General features: G+C 63.2%; 14 protein-coding genes. 9 read left to right on the forward strand and 5 right to left on the reverse strand.

The window, feature by feature from the left end; translation table 11 throughout:
• Positions 1–52 precede the first annotated feature (52 nt).
• The 4 genes from P0D70_RS15615 to P0D70_RS15630 form a co-directional block, all read right to left on the reverse strand.
• Positions 53–328, reverse strand: coding sequence for a hypothetical protein (locus P0D70_RS15615; protein WP_408185170.1), 276 nt, complete (start codon positions 326–328; stop codon positions 53–55).
• Between the two features lie 318 nt (positions 329–646).
• Complete coding sequence (locus P0D70_RS15620) at positions 647–1051, reverse strand: RidA family protein (protein WP_408185171.1); 405 nt, start codon at positions 1049–1051, stop codon at positions 647–649.
• A gap of 201 nt (positions 1052–1252) precedes the next feature.
• Positions 1253–1483 (reverse strand): hypothetical protein, encoded by a 231-nt coding sequence (locus P0D70_RS15625; RefSeq protein WP_038457419.1) that lies wholly within the window; start codon positions 1481–1483, stop codon positions 1253–1255.
• Positions 1484–1602: 119 nt separating this feature from the next.
• On the reverse strand, positions 1603–2823 hold the full coding sequence (locus P0D70_RS15630; protein ID WP_408185172.1) for a Bcr/CflA family multidrug efflux MFS transporter: 1221 nt from the start codon (positions 2821–2823) through the stop codon (positions 1603–1605).
• A 331-nt stretch (positions 2824–3154) separates the two neighbouring features.
• On the opposite strand from P0D70_RS15630, the gene P0D70_RS15635 reads away from it, so the two are divergent.
• From P0D70_RS15635 to P0D70_RS15670, 8 genes are all read left to right on the forward strand, one after another.
• Positions 3155–3700 (forward strand): hypothetical protein, encoded by a 546-nt coding sequence (locus tag P0D70_RS15635; protein ID WP_408185173.1) that lies wholly within the window; start codon positions 3155–3157, stop codon positions 3698–3700.
• Positions 3701–3839: 139 nt separating this feature from the next.
• Positions 3840–5123: a glutamate-1-semialdehyde 2,1-aminomutase gene (hemL, locus tag P0D70_RS15640; RefSeq protein ID WP_408185174.1), complete on the forward strand. Its 1284-nt coding sequence runs from the start codon at positions 3840–3842 to the stop codon at positions 5121–5123.
• A 71-nt stretch (positions 5124–5194) separates the two neighbouring features.
• Positions 5195–6364, forward strand: coding sequence for a bifunctional diaminohydroxyphosphoribosylaminopyrimidine deaminase/5-amino-6-(5-phosphoribosylamino)uracil reductase RibD (gene ribD, locus P0D70_RS15645; protein WP_408185175.1), 1170 nt, complete (start codon positions 5195–5197; stop codon positions 6362–6364).
• 15 nt (positions 6365–6379) lie between these two features.
• Positions 6380–6994, forward strand: a complete 615-nt coding sequence (locus P0D70_RS15650; protein WP_091799818.1) for a riboflavin synthase — start codon at positions 6380–6382, stop codon at positions 6992–6994.
• Positions 6995–7194: 200 nt separating this feature from the next.
• Positions 7195–8331 carry a bifunctional 3,4-dihydroxy-2-butanone-4-phosphate synthase/GTP cyclohydrolase II gene (ribBA, locus tag P0D70_RS15655; RefSeq protein WP_408185176.1) on the forward strand — a complete coding sequence of 379 codons (1137 nt, stop codon included), beginning with the start codon at positions 7195–7197 and terminating at the stop codon, positions 8329–8331.
• Positions 8332–8380: 49 nt separating this feature from the next.
• Positions 8381–8884: a 6,7-dimethyl-8-ribityllumazine synthase gene (gene ribH, locus P0D70_RS15660; protein WP_007180751.1), complete on the forward strand. Its 504-nt coding sequence runs from the start codon at positions 8381–8383 to the stop codon at positions 8882–8884.
• Positions 8881–9315 carry a transcription antitermination factor NusB gene (nusB, locus tag P0D70_RS15665; protein ID WP_091799810.1) on the forward strand — a complete coding sequence of 145 codons (435 nt, stop codon included), beginning with the start codon at positions 8881–8883 and terminating at the stop codon, positions 9313–9315. Before ribH ends, nusB begins: the two co-directional genes overlap by 4 nt.
• Before the next feature lie 147 nt (positions 9316–9462).
• Positions 9463–10659, forward strand: coding sequence for a pyridoxal phosphate-dependent aminotransferase (locus tag P0D70_RS15670; protein ID WP_408185177.1), 1197 nt, complete (start codon positions 9463–9465; stop codon positions 10657–10659).
• 128 nt (positions 10660–10787) lie between these two features.
• Here the strand turns inward: P0D70_RS15670 and P0D70_RS15675 are convergent, their stop codons facing one another.
• Positions 10788–11978, reverse strand: a complete 1191-nt coding sequence (locus tag P0D70_RS15675) for a transglycosylase SLT domain-containing protein (protein WP_408185178.1) — start codon at positions 11976–11978, stop codon at positions 10788–10790.
• A gap of 606 nt (positions 11979–12584) precedes the next feature.
• Here P0D70_RS15675 and P0D70_RS15680 point away from each other — a divergent pair.
• Positions 12585–14153 (forward strand): UbiD family decarboxylase, encoded by a 1569-nt coding sequence (locus P0D70_RS15680; RefSeq protein WP_408185179.1) that lies wholly within the window; start codon positions 12585–12587, stop codon positions 14151–14153.
• The last annotated feature ends 24 nt before the right edge of the window (positions 14154–14177 follow it).

The raw sequence follows: 14177 nt of genomic DNA on the forward strand, positions 1-14177 counted from the left end.
CTTCAGCATTTCGACACCTCGCTACAGCCTTGGCCAGCAAACCACGCTCAAGTTAGTGACGTGAGTACACGCCACCAACCGCCACGTCAGGTTGACGACTGCCCGACGCGAATGTTTGCGCCACCACACCACCATACGAATCACCGACAGAACCAGCCGCATCGTTGCGTTCCACTGCAATGGTTTGCGCGCTCTGGCCTCGTTGTGAAGCAGGAGCCCCGACTGAAGGACGATAGGAAGGTGCCGGCCCGTAGCCGCTGGCGAACGCGGGCGCAGCGATCGCGCTGGTAACTGCGATGAGCAACGCCGCAAGAAGTTTGCTTTTCATGGTGAATCCCCAATCCGGTTTCAAGAGCGCCGCACGCCGGTTAAGACGCGCGCCGCTGACAAGATTGAGTTTAGTTGGGACCTATCTTTTTTCTATGCCGATAGCGTGAAATCACAATTGCTACCAGCCGAACAATGTGGCGCTGGCCCTGGCATGTGGAGCGTGCGGGTATGACCAGGCGGTTAGCCGATTTGCGCAAGCGTTTTGTCGATTTCGTCTGCTTGCGGGACCCGTTGCAGGCCCCGCTTTCACGCGCACGGTCGAAAGATTCAGCGACCACGCGGTTTGATATCGCTCATTGCCGATGTTTGCCGTCACCTAAACCAGCGCGGTCGCCTCGACCTCGATCTTGAAACCGTAATGCAGTTGAGGGACCGGCACGACGGCACGTGCGGGTCGAGCCTCGCCCGCCCACCGCGCGTAGATCTGATTGAAGCTCATCCAGTGCTCGACATCGACAATGTAGACGCGCACCTGCACCAGTTGCGCGATGCTACTGCCCGCGCTTTCGAGCGCAGCTTGCACATTGGCCAGCACCTGTTCGGCCTGAACCTCGAACGAAGCATCGGAGAGCTTGTCGCCTTGCGCGGTGATCGGCAGTTGCCCCGAGACGAACGCGAAACCATTCGCGATTGCGACGTGGCTGTAATGACCGCCCGGCTTGGAGAGCGTAGCGGGATTTTCTGTACGCGGAAGATGCGAGCCGTGTTGACTACCAGACATGAAGACCACTCCAGATGTGACGGCGCATGACGCTGCACGCGGCACATTCGCGCGAGAGCATGCCATTACGCCTATGCGATGAAGCGACGACGCGAGAAATCATGCGACGTGCAAGCGCTGGCCGTTTCCGGCACAACACCTCACACGATTGGCACACCTCGATGCGAGAGCCGCTCGACCGCCCACGTCACGCGTTGGGCATCACACGCCGAGCATCTCGAGTTTCTCGCGCGCATCCGCGCAACGGCGATTCAGGTCGCGATGCATCAGTTGGCTGTCGAGCAGCGCCGATACATCAGACAAGCCGTAATCAAAGCGCAAGACGTATTCGATGTCCGTGTAATCGTGATAGGCGCCGCTGTCCGCCAGCTTCTGCGCTTCAGCGAAAGCAGCGTGTTGCCGTTCGCCGTTCATCAAATCTCTGATCGCCATGATTGCCGCTCCGAGGAACAGTGGCTCCATCATAGCAATGCAAATTGAAACGCACGGTCGCGCGCACGCAACACCTGGTGTTTTCCGTAGACGCCGCGCGGTTCGCGCCTCATTGCCCTTTAAACGGCCGCGACAGGCGCCTTGGTTCCATGCCACCTGACGACCAGGATCCGGCCGAGAAAACAGAGCAGCCCTGCCACTCCCACCGTGACGCCCATGCCTTTGGGCGAGCCGTCCTGCCAGAGTCCAACCGCGAGACTCGACAAGGCGCCGAGGGCCAACTGGACGGCGCCGAACACGGCGGCCGCGGCGCCTGCATTCACCGGATAGCGGTGCATCAGATCGGTCGTGCAGTTGGCGGACAGAATACCAACCACGCCGACCACGAAGAACAGGCCGAACACGATCGACCACAGACCGCCCCATCCGGTCAGCGATACCAGACAGACAAACAGCGAGGCAATACAGCTCACGGTTGCGGCGAACGATATGATCGGCAGCGAACCGAGCCGGCCGACGAGTCGCGTATTCATGAAGTTGCCGAACATGATGCCGACGATATTCAGCGCGAACAAAAACCCGTAGTGCTGCGCGGACACATGGAAATACTCGATGTAGACGAACGGCGTCGCCGTGATGTACGCAAACATCGACGCGAACGCCATGCCGCCGCACAGCATGAGCCCCCACGCAACCGGATCGCGCAACAACTTGCCATACGCGCCGAACGATTTCAGCAACGCCGACTGGGCGCGCTTCTCGCGCGGCCACGTTTCCGGCACCTTGAGAAACGCGGTGACCGCACACACCGTGCCGAACAGCGTCAGCGCGACGAAGACGACACGCCAGCCGCCGAGCAGCAACAACTGCCCGCCGATCAACGGCGCAAGCAACGGCCCGATCGACGTGACGATGGCGAGCATCGAGAGTACGCGGGCGGCATCGGTCGGACCGTGGGCGTCGCGTGCAATGGCTCGGGCCAGCACCGAAGCCGCGCCCGCGCCCAGCGCCTGCACGAAACGGAACGTGACCAGGGAACCGATCGAGAACGACAGCGCACAGGCCACGCTGGCCAGCGCATACATGACGATGCCGCCGAGCAGCACCGGCCGGCGGCCATACGTATCCGACAACGGACCGTAGAGCAGCATGCCGATCGAAAAGCCGAACATGAAGCTGGTGAGCGTGGTCTGCGCGGCGCCGGTGCTGATAGCGAATGCCTGCGCGATAGTAGGCAGGCTCGGCAAATACATATCGATCGAAATCGGCCCGCACGCGGCGAGCGCGCCGAGCAACAGAATCAGCCGGCCATCGGGCCGGCTTCTGGTGACGTGAGACATGGGATTCCAGATGAAGCGCCGCGCCGCCATCGGCAGCGCAACAGGTGAAACGGGGACAGCAGCAGCTTGACGGTCTCGATTGTACTCGACGGTTAACCGCCTGCGGCTTCGGGGACGATGGCGACGGTGGGCGCGGGTCGCGTACGGCCACGTCGAGGAAACCGGTCGGTTACGTCGTTAGGCGGCCCCGGGGACTTCTCACGGCGCAGCCCGCCGCACATCGGCCACGCACGGCAGGCGCACCGCCGATCGGCTATGCTGCCGCCTGAACGGCTGCGGCCACATTCCAAGTGTTCGCGGCGCTCTTCCCCACTATTCCGCTCATTCCGCGATGACCGCATTCCTGCTGATCTGGAGCCCCAAAAAATGGCCCTGGCCCGAGTTGCCCGACGTGGCCAAACGCGTCTCTACCGGCGTCGCGGTGGCTGACGTGTGGGGCTGCGGATTTGCACGCAGCATCCTGCCGGGCGACCGTGTCTTCCTGCATCGGGTCGCGCAGGAACCAAAGGGCATTTTCGGCTCTGGTTATGTGACGCGTGCACCGTACGAGGTTCCGGATGCGGCGACGAAACGGGGCTACCGTTTATGCATCGACTTCGTATACGACCGGCTGGTCGATGCACACGAAGGCGTGGTGATCTCACGCGAGACGTTGCGCACGCATCCTTTCTCGGTACAGACATGGGACGCGCAGAGTTCAGGCACCGTGATCAAGCCGATCGCCGAAGGCGCATTGGAAAAGCGCTGGGCGGAGCTGACCGGCAAGCGCAAACCGCCGAAGGTCGATACGCCGGCGGGCCCAACCCATTCGAGTAAGGTCACGGCTCACGCGGCAGCGAAAAAGCGCGCAGCCACCAAAGGCCCGCGTAAAAGCTGAGAGAGCCGCACGCGCCACGAGCGCGTGCGGGAAACCTGTTCACGCTGACTCCGGTACAATTTCTCCACTTATCCCAGCGCCGCGCGACTCGCCGACAGGCGATCTGCGCCGCTGCGCAACCCCAATTCCAGTCATCGCCATGTCCAAAAACGAAACCCTCTTCGAACGCGCGCAACGCACCATTCCCGGCGGCGTGAACTCGCCGGTCCGCGCTTTCCGCTCGGTCGGCGGCACGCCGCGCTTTATCGAGCGCGCGCAGGGCCCCTACTTCTGGGACGCGGACGGCAAGCGTTATATCGACTACATCGGCTCATGGGGCCCGATGATCCTCGGCCATGTCCATCCGGAGGTTCTCGAAGCCGTGCAGCGTGTGCTGGGCAACGGCTTTTCGTTTGGTGCGCCGACCGAATCGGAAGTGGAAATCGCCGAAGAACTCTGCAAGCTGGTGCCCTCCATCGAACAGGTGCGCATGGTGTCGAGCGGCACCGAAGCGACCATGAGCGCGCTGCGCCTTGCTCGCGGCTTCACGAACCGCAGCCGTATCGTCAAGTTCGAGGGCTGCTATCACGGCCATGCGGACAGCCTGCTGGTGAAGGCCGGTTCGGGCCTGCTGACTTTCGGCAATCCGACTTCGGCGGGCGTGCCGGCGGATATCGCCAAGCACACTACCGTGCTCGAGTACAACAACGTCGCCGAACTCGAAGAAGCGTTCAAGGCGTTCGGCAACGAGATCGCCTCGGTAATCGTCGAACCGGTAGCCGGCAATATGAATCTGGTGCGCGCCACGCCCGAATTCCTGCAAGCGTTGCGACGCCTGTGCACCGAGTACGGTTCGGTGCTGATTTTCGACGAAGTGATGTGCGGCTTCCGCGTCGCCCTGGGCGGCGCGCAAGAGGTCTATGGCATCACGCCCGATCTGACCTGTCTTGGCAAGGTGATCGGCGGCGGCATGCCGGCGGCGGCTTTCGGCGGCCGGCGCGACATCATGGCCCACCTCGCGCCGCTCGGCGGCGTCTACCAGGCGGGCACGCTGTCGGGCAACCCGATCGCGGTGGCGGCCGGCCTGAAAACATTGCAACTGATCCAGGCACCGGGCTTCTACGACACGCTCGCCGCGCGCACCACGCGTCTCGTGCAAGGTCTCGCGGGTGCCGCGCGTGAAGCCAAGGTGCCGTTCGCAGCCGATTCGCTCGGCGGCATGTTCGGCCTCTACTTCACGGATTCGATTCCGACGAGCTTCGCCGAAGTCACGAAAAGCGACGTGCCGCGTTTCAACGCGTTCTTCCACAAGATGCTGGACGCCGGCGTGTACTTCGCGCCGTCGGCCTATGAAGCGGGCTTCGTTTCGATCGTTCACGACGACGCGATCGTCGACACCACGATCGAAGCCGCTCGCGGCGCGTTCGCTTCGCTTGTGGCCTGAGCGCGGCGAGACGACGCATCGTTAAAACTGCAGCTCATGACAGCCTAGTCACCGTACCCGACCGGACACCGATGTTTTCGCAAACCGATTTCGTCCATATGGAACGCGCGCTCGCGTTGGCCAAGCGCGGCATGTACACCACCGACCCGAATCCGCGGGTCGGCTGCGTGCTCGTCAAGAACGGCGAGGTGATCGGCGAAGGCTTCACCCAACCGGCCGGTCAGGATCATGCCGAGATTCGCGCATTGAAAGATGCACGCTCGCGCGGCCACGATCTGCGCGACGCCACGGCTTACGTGACCCTTGAGCCATGCAGTCACTTCGGACGCACACCGCCGTGCGTCAACGCACTGATCGAAGCTCAGGTCGCGCGCGTGGTCGCGGCGATGGAAGATCCCAATCCGCTCGTATCCGGACGTGGCCTCGCCATCTTGCGCGACGCCGGCATCGAAGTGCGCTGCGGACTGCTCGCCACCGAAGCATACGAATTGAATATCGGCTTCGTCTCGCGCATGACCCGCGGCCGCCCTTGGGTTCGCATGAAAGTCGCGGCCTCGCTGGACGGCCGCACCGGCTTGCCTTCAGGCGTCAGCCAATGGATTACCGGCGAAGCGGCACGCGCCGACGGCCACGCCTGGCGCGCTCGCGCGTCGGCGATCCTGACCGGCATCGGCACAGTGAGAGAAGACGATCCGCGCATGACGGTGCGCGCCGTCGACACGCCGCGCCAGCCACAACGCGTATTGATCGACAGCCAACTCGATGTGCCGCCGCAGGCGCAGATTCTGGCCGGTGCGCCGACGCTGATCTTTTGCGGCAATCTCGATCAGCGCCATGCCGAGCGCGCCACTGCGTTGCGCGAACGCGGCGCCGAAATCGTGCAACTGGCGAACCCGGCCGGCAAGGTCGATCTGCCCGCAGTGCTGAAAGTACTCGGCGAGCGCAACGTGAACGAGTTGCACGTCGAGGCAGGCTACAAGCTGAACGGCTCGCTGCTGCGCGAAGGCTGTGTCGACGAACTGCTGGTATATCTCGCGCCGAGCCTGCTCGGCATGGATTCGATGAGCATGTTCAGTCTGGGCGCGCCCGAAACACTCGAGGCCCGCGTCAAACTGAACTTCCACGCGGTCGACCGGATCGGCGACGATTTGCGGATTCTCGCGCGCTTCATGGCCGAGCCCGCGCCGGAGTCGGCACCTGAGCCCGGCAGCGATCCCGCGCCCCAACCCGTTTCGAAATGATCAAGGATTAGCACGATGTTCACAGGAATCGTCGCGGCCGTGGGCCGCATTGAATCAGTCAAGCCGCTCGGCACGGACGGCGACGCGGGCGTGCGCCTGAACGTCGAAGCCGGCGGCCTCGATCTCGGCGACGTGCAGCTCGGCGACAGCATTACGATCCAGGGCGCCTGCATGACCGTGGTCGCCAAGACCGGCCATTCGTTCGAAGTCGACGTGTCGCGCGAAAGTCTGAACTGCACGGCGGGCCTCGGCGAAACCGGCGAAGTCAATCTCGAGAAGGCGCTGCGCGCGCACGACCGGCTCGGCGGCCATATCGTTTCCGGACACGTGGACGGCCTCGGCACGGTCACGCATTTCGCGCCGGTCGGCGAATCGCACGAACTGCGGGTGCTGGCGCCGCGCGAGATCGGCCGCTATCTGGCGTACAAAGGTTCTATCACTGTCAACGGCGTGAGCCTGACCGTCAACTCGGTTAAAGATCGCGACGACGGCTGCGAATTCTCGATCAACCTGATTCCGCATACGGTGGAAGTGACCGCGCTTAAGCGTCTGCGTGAAGGCACACAGGTGAATCTGGAGATTGATCTGATCGCGCGCTACGTGGAGCGCATGCTGAACGCGCCCAAATAACGGCCACAAGCCCGGCCACGCATGGGCTGGCGGCGGCGCCCTGCCGCTTTCAGCCGGTTCATGTGTCTATCGTTTTCAACGAGCATAGCAACGGCGGACGGCTCATCGCCAGTCGGCCAAACGGCCTATGCCGTTCGGCGGAGGCGACTTGGGCTCGCGCGTGGCGTAAAATACGCGCTTTCTTCGAAACTCTCGCCAACATGACGCTCGCCTCCACTCCAGAGATCATCGCCGAACTGAAAGCCGGCCGGATGGTGATCCTCGTCGACGAAGAAGACCGCGAAAACGAGGGCGACCTCGTGATCGCCGCCGAATTCGTCACGCCGGAAGCGATCAACTTCATGGCCCGCTACGGCCGTGGCCTGATTTGTCTGACGCTCACGCAGGAACGCTGCAAGCTGCTGAACCTGCCGCTCATGACCTACCGCAACGGCACCCAGTACGGCACCGCGTTCACCGTGAGTATCGAAGCGGCTGAAGGCGTCACGACCGGCATCTCGGCGGCCGACCGCGCCCGCACGATCGCTACGGCGGTCGCGCCGGACGCCAAGGCCGAGCACATCGTTCAGCCGGGCCATGTGTTTCCGATCATGGCCCAGCCCGGCGGCGTGCTCGTGCGCGCGGGCCACACCGAGGCGGGCTGCGACTTCACCGCGCTGGCAGGCCTCACGCCGGCCGCTGTGATCTGCGAGGTCATCAACGACGACGGCACGATGGCGCGCCTGCCGGACCTGCTGGAATTCGCCAAAGAGCACGGCCTGAAAATCGGCACGATCGCGGACCTGATCCACTATCGCAGCCGCACCGAGTCGATCGTCGAACGGATTTGCGAGCGCACCATGCAGACGGCGCACGGCGCGTTTCGCGCGGTCATGTATCTCGACCAGCCGAGCGGCCAGCCGCATATCGCACTGGTGCGCGGCACGCCCTGCGCGGATCAGGACACGCTGGTGCGCGTGCATGAGCCGCTATCGGTGCTGGATCTGCTCGAAGTGGGCGAATCCACCCACTCATGGACGCTGGACGCGGCCATGAAAGAGATCGCCAGACGCGACTGCGGTGTGATCGTGCTGCTGAACTGCGGCGACTCGAAGGACCATCTGATCGACGTTTTCAAGGCGTTCGACTCGAAGGAAAGAGCGGAAGCACTTAAACGCCGGCCGGTCGACTTCAAGACGTACGGCATCGGCGCGCAGATTCTGCGCGAGCTCGGTGTCGGCAAGATGCAGGTGCTGTCGAACCCGCGCAAGCTGGGCAGCATGTCGGGCTACGGTCTCGAAGTCACGGGCTTCGTACCGATGCCGGGCAGCACCGCGCAGGCTCCGCAACAAGGCTGATCCGACCATTCACGCGCTTAGCGCCCACTCAAAACACTACGGAATTCTCATGGAAATCGGACAATACCAACCGAATCTCGACGGCGACGGACTGCGTATCGGCATCGTCCAGGCGCGCTTTAACGAACCCGTTTGCAACGGCCTCGCGGACTCCTGCATCGAAGAACTCGAACGCCTCGGCGTGACGGGCGAAGACGTGCTGCTGGTCACCGTGCCGGGCGCGCTGGAAATCCCGCTGGCGTTGCAAAAGCTCGCCGAAAGCGCGCAATTCGACGCACTGATCGCGCTCGGCGCGGTGATTCGCGGCGAAACGTACCACTTCGAACTGGTGTCGAACGAAAGCGGCGCGGGCATCACGCGCATCGGCCTCGACTTTGGCATTCCGGTTGCGAACGCGGTGCTGACCACCGAGAACGACGAACAGGCGGTTGCACGCATGACCGAAAAAGGTCGCGACGCAGCGCGCGTGGCCGTCGAAATGGCGAATCTCGCCGTCGCGCTCGAACAACTCGGCGGCGATGACGAGGAAGAAGACGAAGAGGAAGAGGCATGAAGAGCGCACGCCGACGCTCCCGCGAACTGGCCACGCAGGGGCTTTATCAGTGGCTGCTGTCGGGCTCGCCCGGCGGTGAAATCGACGCGCAACTGCGCGGCGCACAAGGCTTCGACAAGGCCGACCACGAGCATCTGGACGCCATCCTGCACGGCGTGATCCGCGATTCGGAAGCACTGTCCGCGGCCATCGCCCCGTGTCTCGACCGTCCGATCGAGCAGCTCTCGCCTGTCGAACGCGCCGTGCTGCTGGTGGCCGCGTTCGAGCTGAAGAATCACCTCGATATTCCGTATCGCGTGGTGATCAACGAAGCGGTTGAACTCGCCAAGACGTTCGGCGGCGCGGACGGCTATAAGTACGTGAACGGCGTGCTGGACAAGCTGTCGGCGCAACTGCGCGTGGATGAAACGCAGGCGGCTCGCAAGCGTTGAGCGCAAGGCGCATGGCTTACTGTGTGAGTCTTGCCGTGTGCCCCGCTGAACGCAGCGAAACAAAACCGCTTGCAAGGACGGCGTGTCGCGCGGGAACACACGCGCAACACGTAGTCCCGTTTTTGCTCCTGAACTGGATTTGATCGTATGAACTCCGTGACCGAACCCTTGGTACGGCTTGCCGCACGCGTGGACGCCATCCAGCCTTTCTATGTGATGGAGCTGGCCAAGGAGGCCGCGCTTCTCGAGCGCGACGGACGCGACATCATTCACATGGGAATCGGCGAACCCGATTTCACGGCGCCCGAGCCGGTCATCGAGGCCGCAGCGAGCGCGCTGCGCCGCGGCGTCACGCAATACACCAACGCGCTTGGCCTGCACGCGCTGCGCGAAGCGATCTCGGCGCATTACGCCGACTTCTATGGTGTCAGCGTGGATCCGGCGCGCATCGTCGTCACTGCCGGCGCGTCGGCAGCGTTGCTACTGGCTTGCGCGGCGCTGGTCGATCGCGACGACGAAGTGCTGATGCCCGACCCGTGCTACCCCTGCAACCGTCATTTCGTGATCGCCGCCGAGGGCAAGCCGGTGATGGTGCCGAGTGGTCCGGCGGAGCGTTTCCAGCTAACCGCCGCCGACGTCGAGCGGCTCTGGAACGAGCACACCCGTGGAGTATTGCTCGCGTCGCCGTCGAATCCGACCGGCACGTCGATCGAACCGGCTGAACTCGAACGCATCGTCAAGGCCGTGCGGGCGCGTGGTGGCTTCACTATCGTCGATGAGATCTACCAGGGCCTGAGTTACGACGCCAAGCCCGTCTCGGCGCTCTCATTCGGCGACGACGTGGTGACCGTCAACAGCTTCTCGAAGTACTTCAACATGACGGGCTGGCGCCTGGGCTGGCTGGTGGTGCCGCCCGGCATGGTGAGCGCATTCGAAAAGCTCGCGCAAAACCTGTTCATCTGCGCCTCTGCGCTCGCCCAGCACGCGGCGCTCGCCTGCTTCGATCCGGAAACGATCGCGATTTACGAAGCGCGGCGCCTGGAGTTCAAGCGTCGCCGCGACTTCATCGCGCCGGCGCTGCAATCGCTCGGCTTCTCGGTACCGGTCATGCCCGACGGCGCGTTCTACGTGTACGCCGACTGCCGCACGGTCGCGCATCCGGCAGCCGGCGACAGCGCGGCGCTCACGAAGGCCATGTTGCACGATGCCGGCGTGGTGCTGGTGCCGGGCATGGATTTCGGTACGCATGCGCCGAAGGACTACATCCGGCTTTCGTACGCCACCGCGTATCCGAAACTGGAAGAAGCGGTCGAGCGATTGGCGAAGCTTTTCGGAAAAGGCTGAGCGAAGCAACACACTTCTCAATCAGCAGACGAACAAAAGGACACTCAACCGGGTGTCCTTTTTTGTTGCGGCTGCTGCGACGAGCCGCCAGCGCTGCCAGAGTTACGCTGCCAAGCTTCGGCCCAACCTCAAGCGCCCAACTCCGAAGCCGACGCCACGTGCTTCGTGACGTTGGAGCTCGCATCATCCTGCTCGGAGGAAACCGGCGTCTTCACCGAAGTCGCCGCGCTCAACGGATGGCTACCCTCGAGCGTCACCTGCACGCGCTTTCCGCTGCTGGCAGCCGCGCCGCTGCTGGTCGACGCGGTCAGAACCGGCGCCTGCGGTGCGTTGATCGGCACCTTGCGGCCACGCGCCACGTCGCGCAGACGGCCACGCTCGGCCATCACCTTGGCGCCGTAGCCGCCGTCGTCCTGCGAGGTCGAGCCGACATACAGGCGCAAGCCGCCCGGCAGCGAGCCGCCGCGTGCGATGCAATCCTTCAGCACCAGTGCGCCGACCTTGATGTTCGCGACCGGTTCGAGGGCCGCGCTCTGGCCGCCGAAATACTGGAATTTGTCCGAGTGCACCTTCGACATGACCTGCATCAGGCCTTGCGCGCCGACGCCGCTCTCGGCGTACGGGTTGAAACCCGATTCGATCGCCATCACGGACAGCAGCAGCAGCGGATCGAGACCAACTTCGCGGCCGGTGTCGAACGCGGCTTTCACGAGCTCGCTGACGGGCTCCTGAGCGACGCGATAGCGCCGTGCCAGATACGATGCGACCAGATCCTGCTCGCGGGTCGAGACCAGTACGCGATCGTCACGCGCGTCGGCGGACACGCGTTGCGACGGAATCAGCCGCGCCAGCGCGGTGACGCTTTGCATGGTGCGCGGGTCAAGGCCGTTCAGCGCCGCAACGCCCATACCGGTCGAGCCGGAGGCGTCGAACGCGCCGTCAAAACCGGTGTTGCTCGCAATAACGGCCGTGTTGCCGTTGCTAGCGTTGTTCGTGCCGCTCACGGCATCGGAACCGTTCGAGCTGGCCGACAGCGAGTCGTCAGAGGGCGCGCCTGCGGGCGGTCCGAAAGCCGGCAGCGGGTTGCCCTGCAGCAAACGGGCGGGGCCGGCTTGCACAGCGGCGGAGATGACCGGCATCAACTTGGCGGCAAGCGTGCCGCGCAGGGCCGGCATCAGCCACAGTGCGACTGTCAGCACGACGGCGATACCGCCCACGATGCTGAACAGGTGATGACTCATTCGCGTCCCGCGACGCAGCACACCACGCACAACTTGCGCAATACGCTCATCGGGACGCCACGATAACCAGGCGTTCATTCAGATCTCCCATGTTGCATGATCCGCGAACCCCGCCAGATGAAAAGGCGGTACAGCACATTCGCAGAGTCAAGACATCGCGTGCTCTGTCTGGTTAGGGCAGCAGCGACGTCGGGAAAACGGCAAATACCGTTTGTGGGGAGCCATCCTGAAACGGGTCCGCGGCATGTCAAAAAAGCATGCGGGCGGTGGCTCCCACGCGAAAAACCAGCGTCAGTTGGCGCTGGCGAGGACTTCAATAAGGCCGTCAGATACCGTGCAGGGGTTCGGTAAACGGTGACGCGTTGCGTCTGATGGGACCGGGGGCAGTGGTAAAAAGGTTCACGCCCTGCAACCAATGTGGACGGATTCTATGCAGGGTTTTATAGATCGTCAACACTATAGATAGGCAAAAGTATAACTAATTGTAATAAAGAACAGTGTTCAGCCGGTTCAAAACCACGCGGCATGCGCCTTTTGAGGCATCGCGATCACTCCGTCTCGCCTAGTCCGTTTGGCCGAGCTACGTGCGCCAGCCAACACAGGTAAAATCGACAATCGTTCTGGCGCCGCAAAGCCTGCCGCGCCCCTCCTTTTCGCCGCTTGCGCGGCAATGAACCGCACCAGATGAAATACAAAGACCTGCGCGATTTCGTCGGCCGTCTCGAGACGATCGGGGAACTGCGCCGCATCTCACAAAACGTCTCACCTGTGCTGGAGATGACCGAGTTGTGCGACCGTGTGCTGCGCGCCGGCGGTCCGGCTTTGCTCTTTGAGAGCAAGGCGCAGCATGGGTTCCCGGTACTTGGCAACCTGTTCGGCACACCCCGGCGGGTCGCGCTCGGCATGGGTGTCGATGCGCAGGCGGGCGAAGGTGACGGCGCCGCGCTCGAGTCGTTGCGCGACGTGGGCCGGCTGCTCTCCGCGCTGAAGGAACCGGAGCCGCCGAAAGGCCTCAAGGACGCCGGCAAACTGCTGTCGCTTGCGAAAGCGGTGTGGGACATGGCGCCTAAAACAGTGAGCGCGCCACCCTGCCAGGAAATCGTCTGGGAAGGTAACGATGTCGACCTCGCCAGGCTGCCAATTCAGACCTGCTGGCCGGGCGACGCCGGCCCCCTGATTACATGGGGCCTGACCGTGACAAAAGGTCCGAATAAGCCCCGACAAAATTTAGGCATATATCGCCAGCAACTGATCGGGCGCAACAAACTGATCATGCGATGGCTCGCGCATCGCGGCGGCGCGCTCGATTTCCGCGAGTTCGCACTACAGAATCCGGGCAAGCCTTATCCTGTGGCGGTCGTTCTGGGCGCCGATCCGGCAACCATCCTCGGGGCGGTCACGCCGGTGCCCGATACGCTTTCCGAATACCAGTTCGCCGGCCTGCTCCGTGGCGGCCGCACGGAACTCGCGAAGTGCATCACGCCGGGCGTCGACGGATTGCAGGTGCCCGCGCGCGCCGAAATCGTGCTGGAAGGCTTCATCTATCCGCAGGAAGGCACGCCCTCGCCCGCTCCGGCAGGCGCGCCGCCGCGTCCGGTCAAGGGCGCGTCGGCGGCCTACGAACATGCGCTCGAAGGCCCGTACGGCGACCACACCGGCTACTACAACGAGCAGGAGTGGTTCCCCGTCTTTACGGTCGAGCGCATCACCATGCGGCGCGATGCGATCTATCACTCCACCTACACCGGCAAACCGCCTGACGAGCCCGCTGTACTCGGCGTCGCGCTCAACGAAGTGTTCGTGCCGCTGTTGCAGAAGCAGTTCACCGAGATCACGGACTTCTATCTGCCGCCTGAAGGCTGCAGCTACCGCATGGCCATCGTGCAGATGAAGAAGAGCTACCCCGGTCACGCCAAACGCGTGATGTTCGGTGTATGGAGCTTCCTGCGGCAGTTCATGTATACGAAGTTCATTGTCGTGGTGGACGAGGACGTGAACATCCGCGACTGGAAGGAGGTGATCTGGGCGATCACCACGCGCATCGATCCGGCGCGCGACACCGTACTGGTGGATCGCACACCGATCGACTATCTGGATTTCGCCTCGCCCGTCGCCGGGCTCGGATCGAAGATGGGTCTCGACGCGACCAACAAATGGCCGGGCGAAACCGATCGCGAATGGGGCCGCCCAATCGTAATGGACGAGGCGGTCAAACACCGTATCGATATTTTGTGGAACGAGTTGGGCCTCTAAGACAAGCCGTACAACAAGACTGAA

This window comes from Paraburkholderia sp. RL17-381-BIF-C, from assembly GCF_046026435.1.
In the GTDB taxonomy this organism is placed as follows: domain Bacteria; phylum Pseudomonadota; class Gammaproteobacteria; order Burkholderiales; family Burkholderiaceae; genus Paraburkholderia.